The following is a 24745-nucleotide window of genomic DNA, read 5'->3' on the forward strand; positions in this document are numbered from 1 at the left end:
ATTCGGACGCGGGATGGAGCAGCCTGGTAGCTCGTCGGGCTCATAACCCGAAGGTCGTCAGTTCAAATCTGGCTCCCGCAACCAATTCTCTATATATATCAATCACAAGATTATTATAAACCTAGCAATGTTAGTTACTGCCGTGTCAGTTCGCTAATTCAGACCTAGGGCTCCCGCAACTAATTCTCTCTATATATATCAATCACAAGATTATTATAAACCTAGCAATGTTAGTTACTGACGTGTCAGTTCGCTAATTCAGACCTAGGGCTCCCGCAATCAACATGCATTTTATTCAGTTTATTTTTTGCTAACGTTACGTTTAGTTAGGTAGTGCATATAGAACCCTATGCCGATAATAATGAGCCCTACCATGGCATTAAGCGCCAATATATTGACGCTACAACCAACCATAATCACCCCGTGGCCAGCAATAGAAAAGCCAACCTGACTTGATGGTTTTGATTTTTTAGAATACAGCAATAAAGCCCCTACTGCCGCATAACAAAAAAGTACGATATAAAATAAATTAAGAAATGACATGACCATATCGCCTGTCTTTGTTAATAATATAAAAAGTTTAGTCGTGTAAGGTCGCTATGAAAATATACAGTCATGAGAGTCTTTGGCAGGTTCACCACCTTAAGAATTTGCTTGAAGCAGAAAACATAGGCTGCTTTATTAGAAATGATAATATGACAAGTCTCGCCGGTGAAGTACCGGCAACTGAATGTTGGCCAGAACTTTGGCTTAAAGATGAACGTCAATTAACGATCGCAGAATCGATTATAAAGCAATTGAATCAAACACCAGACCCGCAGCTTACCAAATGGCGGTGTGAAAATTGTCAGGAAGTCAATGAAGGTCAGTTCGCCATATGTTGGCAATGTGGTAACATGGCGCCTAAAACTATAACGACGTAATTTTATATGTTAAAAACTGGAACATACCGCCATTTCAAAGGCCAATTATATACCGTTCTTCACACAGCGAAACACAGTGAAACCGAAGAATATTTCGTGGTTTATCAACCACAATATGGAAATCGTGAGGTATGGATACGTCCATTAAGCATGTTCGACGAGACCATTGTTCGAGATGGTAAGCAGCTTAAACGTTTTACCTTTGTAGGCTAATGTAAAATAGCTAATTACGTTGCCTAATTAATTATGTCAGATAAAGTCGGACGCGATGGTTGCTCTTTAGGTAAGGCTTTGTAATCAATAACTAATTGTTCACAAGCTTGTCTTTTCGCCCCACACGTTGTCGTAATTCGTGTTTCTATCACGTCATTGACAACCCGTTTGTCGGTTTTAATATACGCAGGATACGCAATATGGTTTTCCGGAGCGAAACTCCATGTTGTTTTTTCATCATTGGAGTAAGCGACTAACCAACCTTGTTTCTTCGACATAGATACGGTTGCATCTAAAGACAAACGCTCTATTAGGCCTTTAATCACATAAGGTTTTGTTTTCGTGGTTTTTGGGAATGGATCGACAACGTCTTCGCTAGTAATACCGGTATAGGCAAAGATTGCTCCTAGCAAAACTAATATAAACATCCCTATTTTCATTAACACATCCCTATTATTCTTGAACCATACAAAGTTTAACAACAATTGATTTTAATTCACCTCAATTAAAAACCACCCGCGAAAACACGATAGGTAGAACATACATCCGCATACCTATCTTATTGGAGTGGTTATATATTAACCTATTCTAATGCTCTATGATAGCCATTTGTGATGATTAGCTTCTCTCCCATCCGTTATCCCTGCGTGGTCAAGATATACTTACCTATATTGCTATTGCGACTCATCAGTTGATGCGCTTCATCAGCCTCTTGCCAAGCAAACACACGATCTATGACCGGGCTTATTTGACCGTTTTGTAAGGCCTCATAAAAACGTTGCTTAAACCCTAAAACAAGGTCAGCTTTGTAAACATCGCTTCTATTTCGTAACGTAGATGCTTGTACTTTCGCCCTTTTAAACAACATTTTTGCAATATCTAACTGCTCACAAAAACGTCCGCCAAGGATGGCAAGAATAATGATTCGACCGTCAACCGCTAAAACATCAATATTCTTATTAACATTGTCGCCTCCAACAATATCGATAATGACATCAAACCCTTTTGGCTTATGCTGCTTTTTCCAATCGACAAAACTTTCTTGCCTGTAATTAATAACCTGATCGGCACCCAGCTCAATACACGCGTTTGCTTTAACATCACTGCTTACGGTTACTGTAACGTTGGCATTAATAGCCTTGGCTAACATGAGTGCCGCACTGCCAACACCGCTGGCACCACCGTGAATTAATACCTGTTCGTCAGGTTGTAAATCAGCTAGGCAAAACAAACTTTGAAAAGCAGTGAGATAAACTTCAGCAATGGCCGCACCTTGCACATAACTATAATGGTTGGGAATAGGAATGATATGATCCGCTTGGATAGCGACGTATTCTGCATAACCGCCACCGGCAACTAATCCACAAATTCTGTCACCGAGAGAAATGTTTGTAACATTCTCTCCTATTGCGACGACTTCGCCAGAAACCTCAAGGCCGAGGATATGAGATTCACCCACTGGTGGTGGATACTTACCTTGACGTTGCAGTAGGTCTGCTCGATTTACACCAATAGCGTGAACTTTGACTAAACACTGTTCTGCACTGATTTGTGGCTTATCGCAGTTAGCGAACACCAATTGCTGATTGTCATCTACGTTTATATACTGCACGACACGCTCTTTTTATTGTTTTCTATGAGTGTGGTACTTTACCGTGATTTAACCTATTGCAAAATGATTTATGTCCCTAGGATGGGTTGATTCTATCGCGACATTAGAAACATCGGCATCAGATGGGCCCTGTTTTAGCCAATCAAGCATCTGATTTACATTATCTTCTTCACCACACACCATGATTTCAATGCTGCCATCTTCTTGATTGTGGGCATAACCGCTTAATGCTAAATCAATCGCCATACTCTGTGCACTGGCTCGAAAATATACGCCTTGAACAACGCCAGTAACCTTAGCAATGTAACAAACTCTCATTTTTGATCCTTTTGTTATTTTCGCCTGAAAGTAAAATTGTGAAAGCAAGAGTCTTTGTTTACAATCAGTGCACTTATACTTGCTTAAGAAAATATAGTATGTCTGCACGAATTTTGTTAAATCCGGCCAGAGAAAAATCTCTACTTCGGCGTCACCCATGGGTCTTTTCAAAAGCGATTCAAAAAGTGATTGGTAAACCCATGAACGGAGAGACCATTGATATATATGATAGTAGAGGAAACTGGATTGCAAAAGGCGCATGGTCACCAAATTCACAAATTCGTGTGAGGGTTTGGAGCTTTGACCAAGAAGAGTCTATCGACCGCGAATTTTTTCTCCGCCGCATTAGCCAGGCGCAAGCCACGCGAATCAAACCGATTAGTGATGGTGGGCTTACAGGTTACCGTCTTATTGCCGGAGAATCCGATTATTTACCCGGTATAACCATCGATGTGTATAACAACATTATTAGTTGCCAACTGTTAAGTTCTGGTGCTGAATTCCATCGTTTTACCATCATCGATGTACTAAAAGAGCTATATCCCGATTATGCCATTTACGATCGTTCCGATGTCGATGTTCGTAAAAAAGAAGGCCTTGAGTTACATAAAGGTTGGCTACATAACGAATTAGACAGCACTGAAACAGAAATCATCGAGCACGGCTTGAGTATCAAAGTTGATGTTGAAAAAGGCCACAAAACTGGCTTTTATCTCGATCAGCGAGATTCTAGGGTTGCTGCGGGCCGTTATGCAAAAGATAAATCGATATTAAATTGCTTTTCTTACACCGGTACGTTTTCATTGCATTGTGCCAACGCTGGAGCGCGTTCCGTCGACAATGTCGACGTATCACAAACTGCACTAGACTTAGCCAAGCAAAACCATCAACTCAACAACTTAGATGATGGTCGTGTCTGCTTTATCAAAGAAGACGTGTTTAAATTGCTACGCCAATATCGCGAACAGGGAAAGACATACGATATGATCATTCTCGACCCGCCAAAATTCGCCGAATCTAAAGCGCAATTAAAAGGCGCCTGTAGAGGCTATAAAGACATTAACTTATTGGCTATGCAATTACTGAATCCTGGCGGTATATTATTAACATTCTCTTGCTCAGGTTTGATGGAAGCTAGTTTATTTCAAAAAATAGTCGCGGATGCCGCTTTAGATGCCGGTAGAGAAGGTAAAATCATAGAAAGACTGCAACAAGCGGCCGATCACCCTATCGCACTCTGTTACCCTGAAGGCTATTATTTGAAAGGATTAATTTGCCAAGTCGACTAGACTGTTCGAGCAATCATAGCAACGCGTAATGACTGGGTATAAAAAAGGCCGTTAATACGGCCTTTTCTTGTTGAATTATTCTGTATCTATTATTTGTGCGGCAAGCACGAACAAATCATTATTTTCTTGCTCACAGCGAACCACCTTCGCTCGACAGTCGGTTAGAGGAACCGACATTTGGTCATCATTATCGAGATGAATTTTAATTATCGTACCAATATCAACTGGATGGCCGATCTCCAGCGCTAATCCCGTTTCACTTATGTCACGGCAATTTGCCGTGGTGTCTATACTACTTTCTTCATCGATTAACGTGATAGTTATCTCTTGGTTAACCATCGTTCGAAAGCACATTCTGTGATCATCAAAACCTTGCTCAAATTTGTGCATAGGTACCTCATTTGATTAAATTGTGTTCTCAAAGCCTGTTTTATTTTTATACTTATGTACAAATCAAACACAAACCATAGCGTAATCATGTTATAGGTAGTTGTATCGTTAATGTCAATAACTTAACTAGGGTTTTTATAAAAATCTCTTACCTGCTTGGTTTAACAATGTATATTCAAATGACCATTAACATGGCCGCCTAAGTAATTATTTCCCTTGAAACTCAGCAACTTTATTCTTAATACGTTTATAGGAAACAGGCATATTAGTACCCAGATTTTGCGCAAATATAGACACTCTAAATTCTTCTATCATCCATCGTATCTCCAATTTAGTCTCATCTATCGGTCGATTTTTTGGTTGCTGCTGCAGTAAGTTTTTATACAAAGTCTCGGATTTTTCAACATCAAGCATTTTTAACCGATCTGAGTTCGGATCGACGGGTAATTTCTCCAAACGACGTTTAATTGCGTTTAAGTAACGCAGAATATCATCCAATCGATGAATACCACTGTTACTAACAAAGCCTTTAAATACCAATGCGTCCAATTGCTGTTTAATGTCGCCATGGGCCTGAATCATATTAAGTCCAACATTACCTTTGAGCTGCTTTGCGATTTCATGTCGCATCGTTAAAACTGTCTCTAACTTAATCGCAGCGGCTAACACGCTATCAGCAATTTCTGCACGAATAAAATCACGCGCTTTAGCGTATTCGGGTTCGCTATAAGGCACCATATTATGTTGCTTTAACAAATGTTGTGCACTGGCAACAATACAATCGTCAAGTAGGTCTGAGATTTTACCGAATGGATTAAAATACAAACCTAACTTTGCTTTGTTTGGTAATTTTGTCTCTAAATATTTTACCGGAGAAGGGATATTCAACAAAATAAGTCGAGTCGCGCCTTTAAGCATCGCATCAGCGGCACTTTGCTTATCTTCAAACAGTTCAATGGCGACGTCTTTTTTGTGATCCACTAACGCAGGAAACGCCTGAATGCTAATATTGGCCAGTTTCTTCTCATAAGACTTCGGTAGCGCGTTAAAATCCCATTTTACGATGTGTTGCTGTTCAATACCTTTTTCTGCCACTTGTTTAATAGACTCTTTAACCTTACCTTGCAATTGCTCTTGCAAAACCGTTAAATTACGGCCTTGTTTCAATAACTTACCTTTGTTATCTAAAATCTTAAAGTTCATACGCAAATGCGCATCAAGCTCATCAAAGGCAAAGCTTTGTTCAGGAATACGGATACCTGACATACGCAATAAATGCTTTTCTAAAGCGCTTATCATGTCACCTTGCTCAGGTGAAATCGCATCAAAACACGCCTGCGCATAGTTCGGCGCCGGCACAAAGTTTTTTCGAACTTGCTTGGGTAACGAACGTATTAATGCCGTTATTAACTCCATGCGCATAGCCGGTATTAACCATTCAAACCCTTTATCTTCGACTTGGTTTAACATACTGACAGGAATATTAGCGCTGACGCCGTCGTCGTCATTACCAGGTTCGAAGTTATACGTTAAGGCAATGCTAATACTGTCTTGTTGCCATACCTTAGGATACTCTGCTGTGGTTAACACCTGTTCAGAATTGAGTAATAAAGCCTTGTTAAAATGCAGTAATTTTGGCTGTTTTTTTGACGTGACCTGCCACCATTTATGCAATCCAGTCTGGTTAATCACATCATCAGGAATATGCCGTTGGTAAAATTCAACCAACACGTGCTCATCCACCAAAAAGTCCTTACGACGGGCTTTATCTTCCAGCGCTTCAATCTCTTTAACCAATTGCTGATTGTGCTTTAAAAACCCCCAATTCGCGTTAATATCACCGTGCACCAATCCTTCTCGTATCATCAGTTCACGACAGGTGTCTGGCTCAATTTTGGCAAATGCGACTTTACGTTTGGGAATGATCACCAAACCATACAAGCTGATTTGTTCAAACGCCATGACTTGGCCTTGCTTTTTATCCCAATGTGGTTCGGAATAGTTGCTTTTAAACAAGTGACCGGCTAAAGGCTCAAGCCAATGTGGCTCTATCTTTGCGCACATACGGGCAAACAGTCGACTGGTCTCAACCAGTTCCGCAGCCATTAACCATTTTGGGGTTTTCTTCGCTAAGCCCGAACCGGGAAAAATATAAAAGCGACTGTTACGGGCGCCCTTATACTCTCTATTTTCATCTAAGTTACCAATATGGCTTAATAACCCTGACAATATCGCTTGATGAATCAATTGGCTGGCACTATCGTGCTCCATATCAACAGACGAAAATCCCCAATTTTGCTCTTTGCAGGTTAACCTTAATTGGCTGATTATATCTTGCCATTCACGGATCCTTAGATAACTTAGGTACTCACGCTTACAAAGATTACGAAACTGGTTATTACTTAACGCGCGTTGCTGTTCACTTAGGTAATAGTAAAGGTTTAGCAAGCTGATAAAATCAGACTGCTTATCCTTAAAGCGCGCATGCTGTTGATCTGCCGCTTGCTGCTTCTCCATTGGCCGCTCTCTTGGGTCTTGGATACTTAATGCTGCAACGATTATCGCCAACTGTTCAACACAGCCGGTATCTATGGCGGTCATCATCATTTTCGCCAAACGAGGATCAACTGGAAATTTCGACAACTTGCGCCCAGCGTCGGTTAATTTTACTTGTTCTGCGTTGCCATCTTTAATAGCAGCAATCTCTTCAAGCAAACGCATACCGTCGTTAATATTACGTTTATCAGGTGCCTGAACAAACGGAAATGCCTCAATGTTACCAAGGCCTAGCGCCAGCATTTGCAAGATAACCGTCGCTAAATTCGTGCGTAGGATTTCAGGATCGGTAAATGCCGAACGAGATAAGTAATCTTCTTCAGAATATAAACGAATACAAACGCCAGCAGCAACACGGCCACAACGCCCAGAGCGCTGATTTGCACTGGCTTGCGATATTGCTTCGATTGGTAACCTTTGAACTTTGGTGCGATAACTGTAGCGAGAAATACGTGCGGTACCGGGATCGATGACATAGCGAATGCCTGGTACGGTTAACGATGTCTCTGCGACGTTTGTTGACAGTACAATGTTGCGACCTTTGTGTGGTGCAAATATCTTATTTTGCTCGGCAACGGTAAGCCGAGAAAACAAGGGCAATATTTGCGTATCTCGGTAGTTTTCATGCTCCAACGCCGACATCACATCTCGAATTTCTCGCTCACCATTGAGGAACACCAAAATATCCCCCATAGGTAGCCCAGACAGTTCATCTACAGCGCGTGTTATGCCTTCGATATAGTCGCCATCAACATCATCGAGAGGACGATAATGAATATCTACCGGATAGGTCCGCCCCGAGACTTCAACAATTGGCGCGTCATTAAAGTGCTTAGAAAAGCGTTCCGGGTCAATGGTCGCCGAGGTAATAATGACTTTGAGATCTGGGCGTTTCGGTAATATTTGTTTTACATAGCCTAAGATAAAATCAATATTTAAACTGCGTTCGTGGGCTTCATCGATAATCAAGGTATCATATTGTCTTAATAAACGATCCCTTTGCATCTCCGCCAGCAAGATACCATCGGTCATTAACTTAACATAAGTGTTGTCGGATACTTGGTCAGAGAATCGCACTTTGTAGCCAACCTGGTGACCCAATTTGCTATTCAGCTCTTCGGCGATTCGACCTGCTACCGTGCGTGCGGCGATACGTCGTGGTTGTGTATGGCCAATAAAGCCTTCAATACCCCGACCTAACTCTATACATATCTTTGGGATTTGTGTGGTTTTACCGGAGCCAGTTTCACCCGCGATGATAACCACCTGATTTTCACCAATGACTTTCTTAAGCGAATCAACAGCCTGTGATACGGGTAATTGTTGTGGATAGGTTACCTTTGGCAATCCCTGTAACAACAACCGTTTGCGTTCAATAGAATGTTCAATGGCTGCTTCTATAGTGGTTAGTGCGGCTTGTTTTTTATTATCTTTTTGAATTTTGTTCACGCCTTGCAGACGCTTTTTCAGTAAAAAACGATCACATAACCGAGTTTGCCCCAGTTTTGAGTATAATGAGTTAAGTTGAAAGTCTATCGCGGATGGCACTAATATATCCGAAGGTGTCGCTAAGAATTATCGCTCGATTTTAACAGTTCTTACCCAAATTGCATACGCAAGCCACTGTCTTCAATAAAAAAAAGCAGCTTATCAGCTGCTTTTTCTTTATCGTCTATAAAAACCTTTAATTTTGAACCTGATACAGCGCACTTATATGCGTATCGATGGCACTTAATACGTCGCTGCGACTAATGGTACCGAGTAAATTACCATCATCGTCAACCACAGGATAAACCTTAGGTTTATGTTGCAACATCGTTTGTGCAAGCTCAACAATACTGTCGTACGGTTTAACCGTTAGCACGTCTGTTCGCATTAAATTTTCAACTTCACAACAATGCTCTCGAAAGTAACCGGTTTCAAGTATCTTTTCTAGCACATCTGATTCAGATAAAAAACCGACTAAATTACCGTATTTATCCAACACTGGGCCACCAATCTCATGAGTTTTGGTTAACAAGCCGCTAGCCTCTTCAATTGGCATCTTGCGTCGAAACGTAACTGGGTGCGAATTTAAGTAATCTTTAACCTTTAATGACTCCATATCCCCTACCTCTGTCGTTATTATGGCTCCCCTTACTTTTAGATTAGCGCATTATTTGGAAATGCCTAATTTTCTTATGAAAATTATTAAAATACGGCACCTAATAAGGCAACTAATTTTATCCTAGAATAACCACGAATTAAGGCAAATATAAAAAACAAAATGTACTTAGTCTTTAAAAAATTGCAACCTGTGCCTGCTCACCTGCTTTTTGAGAGGCTCTATACATGCCTTTTGAGTTAAATGGCATCGAGATATTGCCATTTGCATCAATGGCGATAACGCCGCCACTTCCGCCGGCCTCGACTAATACATCATTGATCACCACATTTGCCGCTTTATCTAGCGTGATACCTTGATATTGCATACGCGCACAGATATCAGCAGCAACATGATAGCGAATAAAATATTCACCATGGCCTGTCGCTGATACCGCACAAGATTGGTTGTTTGCGTACGTACCGGCACCGATAATTGGTGCATCACCTACTCGACCAAAACGCTTAGCTGTCATACCGCCGGTTGAAGTACCTGCCGCTAGATTACCTTGTTTATCCAGAGCAACAGCGCCAACTGTGCCGTATTTATATTTGTTATCCAGACTTTGGTGTGCCGCTTGAAAGTTTTTTAATTCTGTTTCTTGCTGCTTAAGCTTTTCTTTGGCGTCTAATAATTGCTGGTATCTGTGCTCACTGTCAAAGTATGTGTTGTCCACTAACGCTAATCCTTGTTTTTTGGCAAACTGCTCCGCACCTGTACCACTGAGCATGACGTGTACAGAATTGTCTTTTACCTCATTGGCTAATGCTATAGGGCTTTTTACGGTTTTTACCCCACTGACCGCCCCAGCATTTAATGTTTTACCATCCATGATCGATGCATCTAATTCGTGCTGACCATCATAGGTATAGACGGCACCTTTACCGGCATTGAAGAATTCAGACGCTTCCAAAACCTGAATGGCAGCGATAATCGCCTCTGTGCTTGAGCCGTTGTTGTTGAGTATTTTATAACCCGCATTTACCGCTTGTTTTAGCTTGGCCTCATAGGCCTGCAGCTTTTCAGGTGTGAACTTACTTTTTTCGATGGTGCCCGCTCCGCCGTGAATCGCGATGGCAAATTGCTCGGCATGAGTCAAACCTGACAGCGTGATAGCCGCAGCGAATATTGAAGACTTAATAATAAAGGATTTTGCTCGGGATAATGTTGCCATGTGAACGTCTCTCGTTGTCTATCAGAAGATAATAATCGACTGTCAACATACCGCTTTTTTAGATAACAAGCAAAACCAACAACCGACACTTACCATAGTATCGCATGTACAGTGCATAAATATTCATCACTACAATTTATTTAAGACATAAACTTTTACATTTAGACACAACATCATGTGAACTAGATAAATAACACACCAATTACACACAATCGACACACACAAGCCATTAACTCGTTGTTATTTAACGTTTCTAATAGATATTAATTAAATATTCATCATGTTTTCATCAGGTTTTTAAGGTATGTATAGGCTTTAATTAAAGGGTCTTCAGCGCACAACTGAAAACAAACAAAACAAGTTGATGAGATAACTACTTATTCAACTTATATAAAGAAACAACAGATAAACATTAAACGGTAATTAAGAAAGGAAAACATCTCATGAAAAAGTTAACTTTAGCACTAGGTTCAGCAGCTCTATCAACCGCATTATTAGTTGCACCAGCAAGCGCAAATTCAATGTCTAGCTATATGGAAAATGCGTTAATCGATGTTTGTAAAGCAGCTAAGTCAAACAATACTATTCGTTTTAGCAACACTGTTGATAGCTATCGTTTGAAAACCGAAACTGTTGCGTTGAAAGTGGTATGTAATGGTGAAAATATTTCAGATTTTGCAGCGACACATGGCGCATATAAAACTGCAGATCGTTTAAATGAAGCATTAGGTGATGTAAGCATTGAAGATGTGGCATTAAACGAGACTGAAAAGTTTTATGTTAATTTCTAATTCAAACCTAAACAAATGCTCGCTTAGGTCTTAAAATCACCAGTCAATGACTGGTGATTTTTTATTGTGGTTTAGATTAAAACCTTGACGATAAATTTTGAAACCATACTAAGGCCATTAAGAAAATTCAGACCATCCTCAATCAAATGTTTAAATCACCCTCAAGCCAAGTTTTAGACGCTTTTTATGTGTCATAGGTATTAGACTGTCAATCAAACAGTATCAATGATAGGGTACGATTACTGAGTTTGAGCAAGCCAAATGCTAAGCGCGTCATTCAACAAAATTATTAATAACCGCGTCTAAGCTGTCGTGGTAACTTTTCTCAATCAGGGAATGAGGGAATCAGAGAATTAGACAATAGTGGAATATCAACCTGAGAGACTAAATGTTTATTAGCAAACAGCAAGTTAAATAACAGTTGATAACCAAAGCATTGGTACCACAGCCATTAAGTGACCGTGATTAAGGGTATGTTCAGCTCAGGCAGCGCCAACAATAAATGATAACAGCTATTATAAGAGAACCACCAAAAATTACTTTATTCCGCAACAGGATGTTGCTTAAGCTCACCATTAACGTTATTACTTTGGTCCACTATGGCTTGCTCTATATAGTTCTTCCATTGATTATAGCGTTCATCCGTAATTAACATTTGCAGCGCAGGATGCGGTCCTCCGTAACGATAATCATACCAATGCAACCAACCTTGGTTTAGTGCTTGGGAAAATAAGTCACCGGCTTTTTCGAGATCACCTTTAGCAATCCATAATATAACATCACTGATGCCATACCCTAAGTAGCCCATACGATTTTGGTTTTGTAATTGTTGTAACATGGCATCTGCTAACATTTGTACTTTATCGCTTTGCTCTGTTTGGCTAAGCGCATAAATATAGTCAATCTGCTCAAACAATAATGCTCGAGAGTATTTACCTTTGATATCATCAATATTTGCGAATGCGGTCTCGTAACGTTGCACAGCAGATCGAAAGTTACGCGTTAGCAATAATACTCTGGCGTAATGAAAGCGGCTGCGATAATTGTTATCGGTATCGGCCATTTGACAGCTTTTCTCAGCCTGAGAATACTGTTTTTGTAAAATTTCAACTAGGCAGTCACGCTGAAATGACATAATTGGCGATCCGGTGATATCAATTTTTTGATAATAGCGAATTGTCGCTTCCGGTTGATTTAAAAAATAATAACTGTCCGCTAGAATTTCTAACAATTGCTGGTTCGATTGATCCATGTCGATTTTATGTAAATGATTAATCGCTGGCGCAAATTTACCACTGTCGATGTACAGCTGCACTAACAGTTGATTAATGCCAAAATCTTGCGGATTACGTTTTACATAGTCCTCGAGCAGACTGATGCTTTGTGGTGTTTTATTTTGCTGGCTTTGTAATTTAGCCCATTGAAATACCGCAGCCGAGTAATCTATGTTATTGGCGATAACTCCACTTAATAACTCCCCGGCTTGTTGGTATCGACCATTAACCCGATACAAGGTTGCCAGTCGGGTGATTAGCTCAATATTATCCGGCTCTGCCTCAATTGCCGCTTTAAACTCGTTGATCGCTTGTGTCAGAGTAATGTCGTCATTTTGATAACGATACAGAGTGTTTGCACCTAAATACATCGCATCCTGTGTCGACTCTTGGCTTTGCTCTTCGAGTAATTGTTGCACCCGTTGTTTGCTGTCACCGTTTTGAATATCACCAACGCCTTTTAGATAGGTCCAAGCCAACTCTGATTTAAGGCGAGTTTCTTTGGGATAAGACAATAACGCGTTTTCCAACAAATTTATTGCCAGCGCATGATTTTCCTTACTATTAACCCGACGCAGCTCTCGCGCCTGATGTATTAAAATGGCCGCCTGTAAGCTTTTTAAAGACAAATTATGTAAATCCAACTGATCTTTATATGCAACGGTAATAAAGTAATTGATGGTTTGACTGATGTTATTTACCAATTGGTGATAAGCATCTCTATCGCCAGCAAAAGACTGGCTCCACAGTACATCGCCATTACTGCCATTAATAAAATGAAAGTTAACTTGATATTCATTAGCAATCTCTTGCACGCCGCCGCGAATAATAAAATCAATGCGTGCATCGCTAAGATCGAGTAATGAGTCATGATCAACAACCACATTGGCAGATTCAGAATTGCTTAGTGTGGTCATCAAGCGTTCAGACAATACTCTGGCAACCATCTCACTGGAGCCTCGGTTATCAACCGCAGTAAATTGATCAATTTTTAAATTAATTTTGCCATCAGTAACCGCGACGACTTCGGTTTTAAATAACTGCACACTAAACACAACCACCAAAACAATCAGTGTTACTATGGCGATTGTCATAGCGATAATAGGATTAATGCCTTGTTTTGCCGATGTTGACTGGCTAGATGCCAAGCTACCATTAGCCTCATCAATTGTGGGGTCGCTAACGTCTTCTAGCTCAAGCACATAACCGTGCTTGGGAATGGTTTTAATATATTTATGAACTTTGCCAGTATCGCCCAGTTTTTTACGCAATACCGATATAGCACGGGTGATCACCTCATCAGAGGTATAATTAGATTGCCAAACGTTTTCAGTTAGCTCTTCTCTGGAAATAACTCGATTAGCATTTTTCAACAGGTACACCAAGACATCCATAATCTTTGGCTCCAGGTGAATTGTCTGGCTTCCTTTCGTTATGGCTGACTTCTCGTGGAGGATGATCCACCCATCTAACACCAACGGCTGTTCGGTCGATTGCACGTACTATCCTTATACCACTCGCATGCAAACAAACAGATCGCCTAAACGGCGAAAGAGTTCAAAAACCGACGACTACTTGAACCAGATGTTTTTACCGAAATAACATGCGAGCTAGGGTATTTATTTCAGACGATACAAAAAACGCATCTGTAACTTTTATTACAACACCCTTAATTTTAGACCCTTGCCGCCTATTTTTCCCAAATAAAGCGCGTTCGTTGTTAAATGATTTTCCTATAACTCATTACCAAGATCATAAAAACGCCAAGTATTAAACAATGTTTAGTAAACTTGTATCATACTGACTTGCATTTAATTCAAGTGAAAGTGACTGTAAATGTTGCGCTAATTTATCCTGTTCTCGATTTAGAGAGTCCAAGGTAATGGTATTATCATCGAGCTCATACAACTGTCTGCAAGCCTGATAATAGAAGGTTAAAATAATCATAGCGTCGGTATTATTATCATCAAATGCCAGTGCTTTGATGGCTTTTAACTTGCGATATATTAGATTGATTTGCTGTTTAAGGCGCCATACATAATATACCTCGTGCATAAACTGGTGATGTTTGAGCTGATTAATCACGCTCAAACATATCATCAACGCCAACGCGACACCGAATAAATTCAACCAAAAATTATCCGCACCAGGCGCTGATATGAGTACGATAAGTGCTTGACCAATGCCTAACGCTAACAAGGCAAAGCTAATGATAAAAGCGATAATCACTTTGTTTAGGTGGGCTCGATATCGAGATTTGTTTATCTGTTGCAGTTGCATGTACGGTTAAATTTCCTAGTTATCTTCAATGGATTTGAGAATGCGTTTTGTTAAGCCTGATGCGCGACTGACTTTTATCGACACCGACTTTGTGAATACCGATTTTTGACAATACAATTCGATGTGTCTTTTAGCACGAGTGATCCCGGTGTACAAGAGCTCTCTTGACAACAAACGTTGCTGCCCTTCGCTCAATACCATAGCGACATTGGCAAATTCCGACCCTTGAGTTTTGTGGATAGTCATCGCGTATACCGTTTCATAAGCGGGTAATCTGGCCAATGGAATACGTCGAAAGTTTGACTGCTCTGGGAAATAAGCCACTAACGGCTGCCCTGGTTGCTGCCAAATAAGGCCTATGTCGCCGTTAAACAAACCAGTTGTATAATGATTTTCACTGATCATTATTGGCTTGCCATGATACGGCTTGTTGACATCATCAATGACGCCAAGTCGTTGCAAGGAGTGTTCAATATACTCATTTATAAGTTCAACACCCTGCTCCCCTTTGCGACTTGGGGTTAGGATCCTAAAACGATCCAAGGCCGCAAATGCTTGTTCAACTGTCTCGGCTGAAAATAGAGCTAAGTAGTGTCGCTTTATTAACGAGTACAAGAAGTCATTGAAATTTTTACATTCAGCCAATGAAACTTCACCGTCTTGATTACCACTAACCAATTGCCAAGCTGACTCCGCTTTAGAATCGATCATCATAGATGCCAACTTACCAATGCCACCGTCACCACTAAAACGGCGGCTTTGAGTTAGATAGCATAAGTAATCCAATGCGGGTTTGCTCTCAGTTAGACCATTAAAGTTCGCTGACATATTGCGCAAAAACGCTACATTCGTAGCACTTAGTTGTGTTTGACCAAAAGGCGCAATGTCGGCCAAGACACTGCCCGTTGCTACTGACGGCAATTGATTGGCGTCACCTAACATGATTACCCTAGCGCCATCTTTCAAGGCACGAAACACGCGACACATCATCGCCAAATCAACCATAGAGACTTCATCAATCAATAACACATCGGTGGTTAATTTATTGTCTTCATTGAACTTGAAATTAACGGAATTTGGGATCACCCCTAATAATCGATGAATCGTTGCAGCCTGCTCTGGGATGCGCTGCATTAACCCCTCATCAAATTGGCCACTCTGACGAAAACCATTAACCGCATTGGCTATTGATTCACTCAATCTTTGCGCCGCTTTACCAGTTGGTGCGATCATGTCGATTTGTAAACTATCGTCTAGCATCAGCAACGCCAACAATAATTTGGTAACCGTATAGGTTTTTCCCGTACCCGGCCCCCCAGCAATAATGGCCAAGGATTTATTCATCGCATTGGCTACGCTGACCGCCTGCCAGTCGATGTCATCCGTTGATTGCTCAAATAACGTGGCAATAATGCGCTGACAGTCGTTAACATCAACGGCAACTAACTCCTTACGTTTACGCTCTATAAAATTGGCCACCTCGGATTCAAAGCGCCAATATCGACGCAAATAGAGGTTTTCATTGGCATAACATATCAGTGCGCTGTCATTGTCACGATTAAAATAACCTTCAAGAAGTTGGTGCAAACTGGTAAAATCAGCAAACACAAAGCCAGTTTTAGGTGATTGCGGCGTGCTAGCAACACTATCTGACTCGGCATCAATAAACTCATGTCGATTTGCTAAGTCACGTATTCGAACGCAACTATGGCCACTACGATGTTTACTACTTAACGCCATAAACACGTGAAATAACTGGCTAATCTCCGTTTGCGTGTGTGCAGTGATGCGTTGTTTTAGTGAGTCTAAAATACTGCAAGCCAAGTAGTAATCGATGGCTTCTATGTCTGCCAGCTGTTCACTCGCCTGATAATAACTATCATAAGGTAAGGATGTTTTATTGGCCTGTAAAAAAGGTGAAATAAGCGTCATTTAACTATCCAAATCAAACAAGTTTAATTGTTGAGTGTTAGCCGCATCTGATTGTTGTGTAGAACCCGTATTGCGGTTCGCATCAGCATCAATTTGTTCAGGCTGTTGTTGCTGTTTTGTCACCGCCTGTAAGCGGGTTTTATCTGCGTCACTAAGCGATTCACCTTTAAATACTCGATCTAAACTTTCTATTAGCTGCTCAGATAATGGATTAAAGAATACCCCCTGCCGTTCAGTATTTGCACGACTCATCCCTCTCAAATACAAATAAAACACACCGCCAAAATGTTGCTTGAATTGATAATCAGCAATACGCTCTTGCAAATAACGATGTAACGCCAATGCGTAAATGAGAAACTGTAAATCGTAATTATGTTGGCTAATATGCAAACTTAGTTTCTCGGGATGATAGTCAGCCATGGTGTTGCCCAAGTGGCTGGATTTATAGTCACACACATAAAACTGAGGTTCTCTGTCTGGGGAGTCTTGTTTGGTAAAAATCAAATCAATAAAGCCGTGCATCATACCTTGTAGATCTTTACTTGAACTTAACGCAAACGGCTTTTTAATGGATGCTAATGTCGTTGTAGTATTTGCCGACACGGTGACCAAATAATCTTGCCTAAAATGATTAACCAACCATTGTAGAGATTGCGTATCAACGGTTTCCATTGGAAAATAAAATTCTGCTTCTTTTAGCGTTTGCGTCGCTGCAAGTGACGATAAACTGGTTTGCTGACGGTCAATCGGAGTCGCTAATACATCGTCCATCCAATCAAAAAATGCTGGTTCACTGTACTCGTTTGGTAGATTTACAATCTTACTCAACCTTGGACTGGCAACAAGTGGCCAATTGGGCTGGGTAAAATCACTGTACTCTAATATGTCATGCAGCAAATTACCGGTATTAGCGCCTTTAGGAAATGAAAACCTAAGATGCGATAGCCCTTGTTGGCGTGATGCCTGTGCGATTTCCGTTTCATCGCGCTCTGAATTGGCGCGACCAGAATGGCGCATATTTCGAGTTAAAGCCGAAAACGAGCTCAACCACCAATCTCGCTCGATGCGACCGGCAAAAACAGGTACGCTCAATTGCTCTTCGATAGCTTGTGTTATCTTGCCTTCAACAGGCACTATACCTGCTTGTAGGCAATAGTCGATACCACTTTGAGCGTTAAGCTCAAACTTGCTCAAAGCCGACGCGAAATCCTGATTTTTTTGCAATTTCAATGTTTGTCCAACAGGCGATAAATGATAGTCAGAAAACTGGACCAAAGGCATATAACATCGGTGTTTGGCCCGGGTTATGGCGACGTACAACAAGCGAATATCTTCAGCATAACTTTCGTTAGCCATTTGTTGTCTTATGCGCTCATCATTACCAACATGCCAACGAATGCCGGATTGTTGATCATAATATTTAAGGACTTGTTTAAGCGATGTGCCCTGCTTAGTTGGGTCTTTATGACGACTTGAGAAAGGGACAAAGACGATTGGATACTCAAGCCCCTTAGAACCATGTTGAGTTACAATTTGCACCAAATTGGCATCACTCTCTAAGCGCAACTCGGCTACTTCTGATAGCGGGTTGTGACACTGCTCAATAAGATATGATAATAATTGCTGCGGCAAGCGCATACGCTGCCAGGCCAGTTGCAACAACTCCAACAAATGAATCATGTTGGTTAATTGACGTTCGTTAACACCTGAGTTTTTCGGTAGATAATCGTGTAACAGTTTTAACCCCATGGCCATAAAGCCACGCTGCGACCACATTCGATGTAACTGTGAAAACCAACTTTTCACTTCTTCATAACGATTTTCATCGTGTTGTAAATCGGCAATTTGCTTTGCGTGAAAGGCAAAATATTGTGTCGCCAAGGCACTGATAAAGCGACGATCATCTTGATAATGAATGACCGCATCTAACACCGTTATAAATTGACGGGCAACATCTGAGTTAAACAGGTTGTCTCGCTGTGACTTATACACACTGGCGATACCCAAATCATTGAGGGCCTGCTGAATCTCACTTGCCTCAATAGAATCTCTAACCAGTACCGCAACATCCGCAGCTTTAATCGGTTGCTCACCTTGTTCAGCACGGATGTGCGCATTAAGCAACAATCGTTTGATTTCATTGGCGCACCATGCACTGATTTGAGGTCGAAAATCCCCGGTAACAAATCCAGAACGCATGTACTCGTCGGTATCAGTAAATTCAACAAATTGCAGTGCTTGGTAGTCACTATGTGGATCCTGCAAGCATTGTTTTGTTGCCAACACCGACGCCTTTACCGGTTGATAATCAATATCAAAACCAAACACATTTTGGTATGGCTTATCCAGTTGCCCACCATAAAACAAATGATTGTAGCCACTTATCATCTGTTCACTGCTGCGCCAGTTGGTGTCCATAACCCAGCGTTTAGACACTTGGTTCGCGGCATCAAGATAAGTAAATATATCGCCACCTCGAAAGCCATATATTGCTTGTTTCGGATCGCCGATCAGATATAACGCATACTGTTCAACGTTTTGCTGCGTTAAATATAAGTCTTGAACAATACTAAATTGGCGCGCATCAGTATCCTGAAATTCATCTATAAGTGCCACAGGATATTGCTGGCGCAACAACTCTGTAAGCGGCTTAGCAACAGCATTTCGCTCCGCTAACAAAGCTTTTTGTAACTGCTCTATCAAATCATCAAAGCTGAGTAGCTGCAATTGTTCCTTTTGCTTTAAAACACTGTTTTTTATCATCTTTATTGATATAAGCAAGACTTCAAACGCCTCAACCTTTGGTAACGCGGTACCAAAGCTCTTGATGATTTTCTCGATTTTTAGGGGTGTTTGGAATATGTCTTGCAACTGTGCCTTGATGTCTTTTTTATCTGCGGCCTTTGGCCAGCGACTTGATGATACAAACTTAAAATCAACGCTCTGCTCAAGGCAATATTGCAGTTGTTCTATTAACTGTTGTTTATTACTCGCCGTTAATGTCATATCGCTGTTTTCATCAACGGGCAGCGCCATCAATGAATCTAAAAACAACAGTAAATCTTGCCACTCATTTTGACGTTTCGCTAACTCTTTACCCTTTTTTGAGCTGATAAGGTGTTGGTCAATAAACGCCTCATGCGTTAGCAATTGATGTTTTGCCTGTTGTGCTAGTCGCACCAAGTTCAATGTAAAGTGCGCTATCGTTTCAATGCTCGGCAAGGTCTCTGCTCTGAGCAAGGGTAAAAACTCTTTAATATAATTTTCTGGTTCGGGCCAAAATTGCGTTAACAATTCAAACTCTGTTTGAGATTGTTTTGCCAACACCCGATAGGCATCTTGTACCGCTTGTAAGTACAGGCCACTGTCATCGGTTTCCATTTGTGCGGAAAAACTAAGACCTGAGGCGAACGCTTGCTCCGATAACACTCGTGAGCAAAAACCGTGAATGGTATAAATGGCCGCCAGATCTAGGTTAATCAATGCATGTTTAATCGCCACTTGTGCAAAGCTTTTATCAACACGTTTACCTAAAGCATAGAAATAGTCGTCTTCGGCATCCGTTGTATAGCGATCCCAGTTCGCCAGCGCGTCTCTTAGAAAATGATCTATGCGGCCGCGAATCTCTTCTGTCGCGGCTTTGGTAAACGTCATAACCAGAATATTCTCAACGCTTAATTGTCGCTCTAATAACATGCGCAAATACAATCGAGTGATATTAAAGGTTTTACCTGTACCGGCGCTGGCTTCAATTAAATGTGAGCCTTCAAGGCCAATAATGTGAGCTTGTAGATTTTCCACTAAAACCGCTCCTCAACATCATTCACTTGTGTCAACGAGACATTTTGCAATTGTAAGTGTTGAAACAAAGGACGAAAATGATCGATAAAGTCAGGCCATATACACTCAATATCAGGACACTCTGGAAAGAAATAGTCAATATATGGGTCGTCGGAAAAGCCACTACTATAGCCAAAATCATCCTTTTCCCATGCTTTACTAAAGACACTTTGCACAGGCATTTTATCGCTAAATTTCTGTCTGTTTATCATGTATTTAAATGCGATTTCAGGGTCGAGTAACAACGCCTGGTGCTGCCCTTTGATGTACGTCGCCAACCATTGGCTTAACACTTGTTTAGCATCATCCACCGCAGATAAGGTCGCAATATTGAGCTTGTCTTCTTTGTCCTGTTTGCCTTGACTGAAATAATAACCATAACTGGTGACATCTTTATCAGGGTGTTTAACGCAGGCAACCAAATGATTTAGATAGAGGCGCACCAAGTCTTTGCCTTTTAAACGGGCATGTCGATAGTCAACACAAACTAGCGAGTCTGCAACATCGAACGTTGCCATGTTAGCGTCAAGTTGTAACGGCAGAGTATCCCTCGCATCGTCAAGCTCTTTGTCGTCACTATAACTGTCCTTAATGTCGACACAGAGCACTAATTGCTGCTGGCCAATGTTATCTGGTTGATCTGGATTAACCGTTTCTCGCTGTAACGAAGGCGCCAAATGCTGTTCAATACTCAATGCGAAACTGAGCATTTGCTGTTGCCATTCCTGCATGGTTTCAGATGTGGTCGGTATATCAGGAAATTCTCCTGATTTGATGGCAAACTCTTTTTGCAAAGCGAGGTCTTGGCTAACATCGCCCTGCAATGACAGCTGCAGCGCCTCGCCCATAAACAGGTATCGACTTAAGCCATCAGCAGAAAACGGTTCAACGTCTTCAATTAAGGTATTGGTTTCATTAAACATTAACTTTAATTGTTGACGGGCAAAGTAACGACAAGGGTGTTGATAAAAGCGGATTAAATCATCAAGAGCCAAAGTCTCCGCTATAGTGACGTTCGACAAGGCGGAACTCGCCTCTTGCTGTTGCTCTGGCACCGAATCGAGTTTGGTTAACGCCAACCAGTTTTTATCGAAACTTGGAAATCGAGTGCTGGCAATATAGTTTTCTTTAGCAAATGCTTGCAACGGCAATTGCCTCAGTTGACTGCTACTTGCGTCAGAAATGTCCCATTTGTAGGCCGCGTGTAAATACTCCATCAACTCTCTAAGCACGATCGATGGTTGGCGTTCGTTATTGTTCTTTATGTCTCGGCCTTGATAACTTAAATATAAATGTTGCCGTGCCGAGATCATCGCTTCTAAAAACAGATACTTATCATCACCACGTCGAGACCTATCACCGGCTTTGGCATCACTTAATTGCATCAGATCAAAGCCAAGCGGGGTACGTTGTCGAGGGTATTCGCCATCATTTAGGCCTAGCACTGCAACCACCTTAAATGGGATGGAACGCATCGGCATCATCGAACAAAAGGTGATCTGGCCAATCATAAATTGTCGCCCAGGATCTGGCTGAGAAAAATGCTGATTTAAAAACTCTCGTATGACGTTTAACTCAATTGGCGTCTGATATGTTGCCTGCTCGGCGTATTCTTGCAATTGCGCTAACGCATTATTGATGATTTCAAGACCGTAGTCTCTGTCACTCGGTGCGAATAGCCGTTGCACTTGATTAGTGAGAAATTCAAACCATTGATTCGGTGTTTTCTTGCTATTTAGAAGGCGCTGCATCACCTGAAGTTGTTCAAGAAACAGAATGATTTTGCCGAGCAGAACCGCGTCATTACCTTCGACATTAGAGAGCACGACAGATTCATCTAACAACATATCTTGGTCAACGAACGCAAAGCCTTTTATTAACTTGCTAAGACCTTGCTGCCAGGTAAACTGATCCGTCTGTTGGTTTGATTCGAGTAAATGCTTTTTATGCTCGGCATCTAAGCCCCAATAGATATGTGCTTTTTGCAGCCAATCACTGACTTTATCAATGTCGCCTGCATGTATCGAGAAACGCTGCTGCACACTTTCTAATTGCAATAAAGACAATATAGAGGCAACAGAATAACGACCATCAGCCATGCTCAGCAATTCGCTAAACGCATGCACCAGTGGTTCGCTTTCTTTGCTGATGCGATCAGCGATAGAACATGGCAGAGGTGGTACTCCTTCGCCGACATCCTCCCAGCCACGCACAAACACCGAATCAATATAGGCCGCATAAGACTCGACTTGTGGGCACATCACAATCACATCTTTTGGCGTTAATTGCGGATCATCATTAAACAACTGCAACAGATAATCATGTAAGCCCTGCACTTCTCGCAAAGCACTGTGTGCGCTGGTTATGACAACCGAATCATCAACGATTGCTTGTGGTGATTGGCGTTTATCATACAGCGTTAAGATGTCTTTTTGCAGTCGCAACAGTAGCGACACATCACCCTCGGGTGACTCTTCACTAGTCTCGTAAAGTTCATCATAAAGCGGGATCTCGATGTTATTAATGTTGTGCAACAAAGAAAGAAATTCGCGCCCCTGTTGGCCTAAATTAGCCAACAATGGATTAACGCCTTCACTGCTTTGTATGGTTTCTGGCCATTTGCCTATATGCTGCAAGTACTGCTGTTTCGCCAACGCCTTGTCGGTTTGGATATCACCCCAGAATTCAAAACACGGGTTTAAATGAAACACGTGCACATCGATATGCTCAGACAACAAGTCTAAGAATTGCAACCACATCGGCGCCAACGCATTGATGCCAAACAAGGAAACTCGCGTAGGTAAAAGGTGCTTTAAGTCATCAATTTGTTGTTCAGCAATGGTCATTAAATCTTGCGGATCGTAGCTGATCTCTTGTTGCAAATGTTGCCATATCGCCATCTGCCATTGTTCGGTCTTAGCGAACAAGTGATCACTATCGGCAATGGCTTTTCCGTCACGCCAATTGCTCAACCATTCTGGTCGATAAATTAAATACTGTTCATATAAATCCCCCAGTTGGCACGCCAGTTGATAGCGCTTTAACGGTTGGCAACCTAAATTATCCTGCCAATAAATATTGGCGTCACGACAGCGCTCGTCAGCCAATACCTGATCAGATTGCAATAAGTTGTCTATTCGCCAGCTTAGGACTTCTCTGGAATACGGCGTTTGTTCAGGGAATTTGTCCTCACACAAGTTGCGCAACAATTTCCACAAATACTGTGCAGGTAACACAAAATCGCTGTTCATACTGATTTTATTGGCGTTTGCAACTTCCATATTAAGCCAATGCTGTAAGCCCTGACTTTGCACCATGACCACTTCTTTAGCCAATATAGGTAATGGCTTGAGATGTCGAATCTTTATAAACAGAGTCAGCAAATCTTCCATACGATTTGCCGGATATATATAAAACAAGATTTATCCTGAACTAAACAACAGCTTATGATATTGATTTAATCATAAAGCACAGCAATGCACTAGGCTAAACCTTCAGCTTATGGCATTAACTGCACAAATGTGCCGGTCATTGGTGAAGAACTCTGCAATTTTGCTAAGACAAACAGACTTATAGGGACAAGCTGGTCAGCAAAACAATAGATAAAGATGATCGGGTGTATTAAACGGCTCGACGTCGAATCAGGCTATTAAGACTGTCATCAAACAGCTTGCCGAGTAATGGAATAAAGGTAAGTTGATTGGAACAGGCGTAATACAAGCCAAAACCCCATAAAATCCATAATGGAATGGCAAGTGCCCAGCCTATAACCGGTATAAAACTTAAAATAACCCAAGTAAGAAACATACCCAGAGATTGGCGTAAATGAAATGCCGAAAAACGAGACGGGTTTTGCCCATGAAAAATCAACGCGATCACCCAACCAACAATGGTTAAATAGCTAATAATGGCAATGGTTCGCCCTTCTAGCTTGAACATATCATTGCCTGATGTTGCGTGTGGCATAATAACTCCCGAGGTTGCATTTCAATACCTTGTATCGTCATAAT

The 24745-nt window shown here is 41.4% G+C and carries 18 protein-coding genes and 1 tRNA gene; 5 read left to right on the forward strand and 14 right to left on the reverse strand.

The window, feature by feature from the left end; all coding sequences use genetic code 11:
* Nucleotides 1-7 precede the first annotated feature (7 nt).
* Nucleotides 8-84, forward strand: a tRNA-Met gene (locus HII16_RS13750).
* A 216-nt stretch (nt 85-300) separates the two neighbouring features.
* On the opposite strand, the gene HII16_RS13755 is transcribed toward HII16_RS13750, so the two are convergent.
* Complete coding sequence (locus tag HII16_RS13755; RefSeq protein ID WP_169130961.1) at nt 301-543, reverse strand: hypothetical protein; 243 nt, start codon at nt 541-543, stop codon at nt 301-303.
* 56 nt (nt 544-599) lie between these two features.
* On the opposite strand from HII16_RS13755, the gene HII16_RS13760 reads away from it, so the two are divergent.
* Together HII16_RS13760 and HII16_RS13765 are read left to right on the forward strand one after the other, a co-directional pair.
* Nucleotides 600-923 (forward strand): DUF2007 domain-containing protein, encoded by a 324-nt coding sequence (locus HII16_RS13760; RefSeq protein ID WP_169130963.1) that lies wholly within the window; start codon nt 600-602, stop codon nt 921-923.
* Nucleotides 924-929: 6 nt separating this feature from the next.
* On the forward strand, nt 930-1136 hold the full coding sequence (locus HII16_RS13765; RefSeq protein WP_169130965.1) for a DUF1653 domain-containing protein: 207 nt from the start codon (nt 930-932) through the stop codon (nt 1134-1136).
* A 23-nt stretch (nt 1137-1159) separates the two neighbouring features.
* Here the strand turns inward: HII16_RS13765 and HII16_RS13770 are convergent, their stop codons facing one another.
* The 3 genes from HII16_RS13770 to HII16_RS13780 form a co-directional block, all read right to left on the reverse strand.
* Nucleotides 1160-1564 (reverse strand): hypothetical protein, encoded by a 405-nt coding sequence (locus tag HII16_RS13770; protein WP_169130966.1) that lies wholly within the window; start codon nt 1562-1564, stop codon nt 1160-1162.
* A 209-nt stretch (nt 1565-1773) separates the two neighbouring features.
* A complete protein-coding gene (locus tag HII16_RS13775) occupies nt 1774-2748 on the reverse strand; it encodes an NAD(P)H-quinone oxidoreductase (protein WP_169130967.1) in 975 nt (324 codons plus the stop codon).
* 48 nt (nt 2749-2796) lie between these two features.
* Nucleotides 2797-3066, reverse strand: a complete 270-nt coding sequence (locus HII16_RS13780; protein WP_169130968.1) for an acylphosphatase — start codon at nt 3064-3066, stop codon at nt 2797-2799.
* 98 nt (nt 3067-3164) lie between these two features.
* Here HII16_RS13780 and HII16_RS13785 point away from each other — a divergent pair, with 98 nt between their 5' ends.
* Nucleotides 3165-4355, forward strand: coding sequence for a class I SAM-dependent methyltransferase (locus HII16_RS13785; protein ID WP_169130970.1), 1191 nt, complete (start codon nt 3165-3167; stop codon nt 4353-4355).
* A 75-nt stretch (nt 4356-4430) separates the two neighbouring features.
* Here the strand turns inward: HII16_RS13785 and HII16_RS13790 are convergent, their stop codons facing one another.
* The 4 genes from HII16_RS13790 to HII16_RS13805 form a co-directional block, all read right to left on the reverse strand.
* Nucleotides 4431-4745, reverse strand: coding sequence for a PilZ domain-containing protein (locus HII16_RS13790; RefSeq protein ID WP_135437143.1), 315 nt, complete (start codon nt 4743-4745; stop codon nt 4431-4433).
* Between the two features lie 207 nt (nt 4746-4952).
* A complete protein-coding gene (gene hrpA / locus HII16_RS13795) occupies nt 4953-8837 on the reverse strand; it encodes an ATP-dependent RNA helicase HrpA (RefSeq protein ID WP_169131147.1) in 3885 nt (1294 codons plus the stop codon).
* A 148-nt stretch (nt 8838-8985) separates the two neighbouring features.
* Complete coding sequence (locus tag HII16_RS13800) at nt 8986-9405, reverse strand: CBS domain-containing protein (RefSeq protein ID WP_135437144.1); 420 nt, start codon at nt 9403-9405, stop codon at nt 8986-8988.
* Between the two features lie 175 nt (nt 9406-9580).
* A complete protein-coding gene (locus HII16_RS13805; protein ID WP_169130972.1) occupies nt 9581-10618 on the reverse strand; it encodes an isoaspartyl peptidase/L-asparaginase in 1038 nt (345 codons plus the stop codon).
* Nucleotides 10619-11061: 443 nt separating this feature from the next.
* On the opposite strand from HII16_RS13805, the gene HII16_RS13810 reads away from it, so the two are divergent.
* The gene (locus tag HII16_RS13810; protein WP_135437146.1) at nt 11062-11409 is read left to right on the forward strand and encodes a DUF3718 domain-containing protein; all 348 of its coding nucleotides are present in this window, start codon (nt 11062-11064) and stop codon (nt 11407-11409) included.
* Nucleotides 11410-11950: 541 nt separating this feature from the next.
* Here HII16_RS13810 and HII16_RS13815 read toward each other — a convergent pair.
* From HII16_RS13815 to HII16_RS13840, 6 genes are all read right to left on the reverse strand, one after another.
* A complete protein-coding gene (locus HII16_RS13815) occupies nt 11951-14182 on the reverse strand; it encodes a winged helix-turn-helix domain-containing protein (RefSeq protein WP_169130974.1) in 2232 nt (743 codons plus the stop codon).
* A gap of 271 nt (nt 14183-14453) precedes the next feature.
* Nucleotides 14454-14963 carry a DUF3087 family protein gene (locus tag HII16_RS13820; protein ID WP_169130976.1) on the reverse strand — a complete coding sequence of 170 codons (510 nt, stop codon included), beginning with the start codon at nt 14961-14963 and terminating at the stop codon, nt 14454-14456.
* Between the two features lie 15 nt (nt 14964-14978).
* The gene (recD, locus tag HII16_RS13825; protein ID WP_169130978.1) at nt 14979-16895 is read right to left on the reverse strand and encodes an exodeoxyribonuclease V subunit alpha; all 1917 of its coding nucleotides are present in this window, start codon (nt 16893-16895) and stop codon (nt 14979-14981) included.
* On the reverse strand, nt 16896-20696 hold the full coding sequence (recB, locus tag HII16_RS13830) for an exodeoxyribonuclease V subunit beta (protein ID WP_169130980.1): 3801 nt from the start codon (nt 20694-20696) through the stop codon (nt 16896-16898).
* Nucleotides 20696-24154: an exodeoxyribonuclease V subunit gamma gene (gene recC, locus HII16_RS13835; protein ID WP_282434748.1), complete on the reverse strand. Its 3459-nt coding sequence runs from the start codon at nt 24152-24154 to the stop codon at nt 20696-20698. The genes recB and recC overlap by 1 nt, the downstream gene beginning before the upstream one ends.
* A 202-nt stretch (nt 24155-24356) precedes the next feature.
* Nucleotides 24357-24701, reverse strand: coding sequence for a hypothetical protein (locus HII16_RS13840; protein ID WP_135437152.1), 345 nt, complete (start codon nt 24699-24701; stop codon nt 24357-24359).
* Between the last annotated feature and the right edge of the window lie 44 nt (nt 24702-24745).

Source organism: Thalassotalea sp. Y01 (assembly GCF_012932945.1).
GTDB lineage: Bacteria > Pseudomonadota > Gammaproteobacteria > Enterobacterales > Alteromonadaceae > Thalassotalea_A.

Bases quoted from the DNA above. Each gene is read 5' to 3' on its own strand.
- HII16_RS13790 (WP_135437143.1), bottom strand. From the start codon at position 4,745: ATGCACAAATTTGAGCAAGGTTTTGATGATCACAGAATGTGCTTTCGA.
- HII16_RS13820 (WP_169130976.1), bottom strand. From the start codon at position 14,963: ATGCAACTGCAACAGATAAACAAATCTCGATATCGAGCCCACCTAAAC.
- HII16_RS13800 (WP_135437144.1), bottom strand. From the start codon at position 9,405: ATGGAGTCATTAAAGGTTAAAGATTACTTAAATTCGCACCCAGTTACG.
- HII16_RS13755 (WP_169130961.1), bottom strand. From the start codon at position 543: ATGTCATTTCTTAATTTATTTTATATCGTACTTTTTTGTTATGCGGCA.
- HII16_RS13810 (WP_135437146.1), top strand. From the start codon at position 11,062: ATGAAAAAGTTAACTTTAGCACTAGGTTCAGCAGCTCTATCAACCGCA.
- HII16_RS13780 (WP_169130968.1), bottom strand. From the start codon at position 3,066: ATGAGAGTTTGTTACATTGCTAAGGTTACTGGCGTTGTTCAAGGCGTA.
- HII16_RS13760 (WP_169130963.1), top strand. From the start codon at position 600: ATGAAAATATACAGTCATGAGAGTCTTTGGCAGGTTCACCACCTTAAG.
- HII16_RS13765 (WP_169130965.1), top strand. From the start codon at position 930: ATGTTAAAAACTGGAACATACCGCCATTTCAAAGGCCAATTATATACC.
- recD (WP_169130978.1), bottom strand. From the start codon at position 16,895: ATGACGCTTATTTCACCTTTTTTACAGGCCAATAAAACATCCTTACCT.
- HII16_RS13785 (WP_169130970.1), top strand. From the start codon at position 3,165: ATGTCTGCACGAATTTTGTTAAATCCGGCCAGAGAAAAATCTCTACTT.
- HII16_RS13840 (WP_135437152.1), bottom strand. From the start codon at position 24,701: ATGCCACACGCAACATCAGGCAATGATATGTTCAAGCTAGAAGGGCGA.
- HII16_RS13805 (WP_169130972.1), bottom strand. From the start codon at position 10,618: ATGGCAACATTATCCCGAGCAAAATCCTTTATTATTAAGTCTTCAATA.
- HII16_RS13770 (WP_169130966.1), bottom strand. From the start codon at position 1,564: ATGTTTATATTAGTTTTGCTAGGAGCAATCTTTGCCTATACCGGTATT.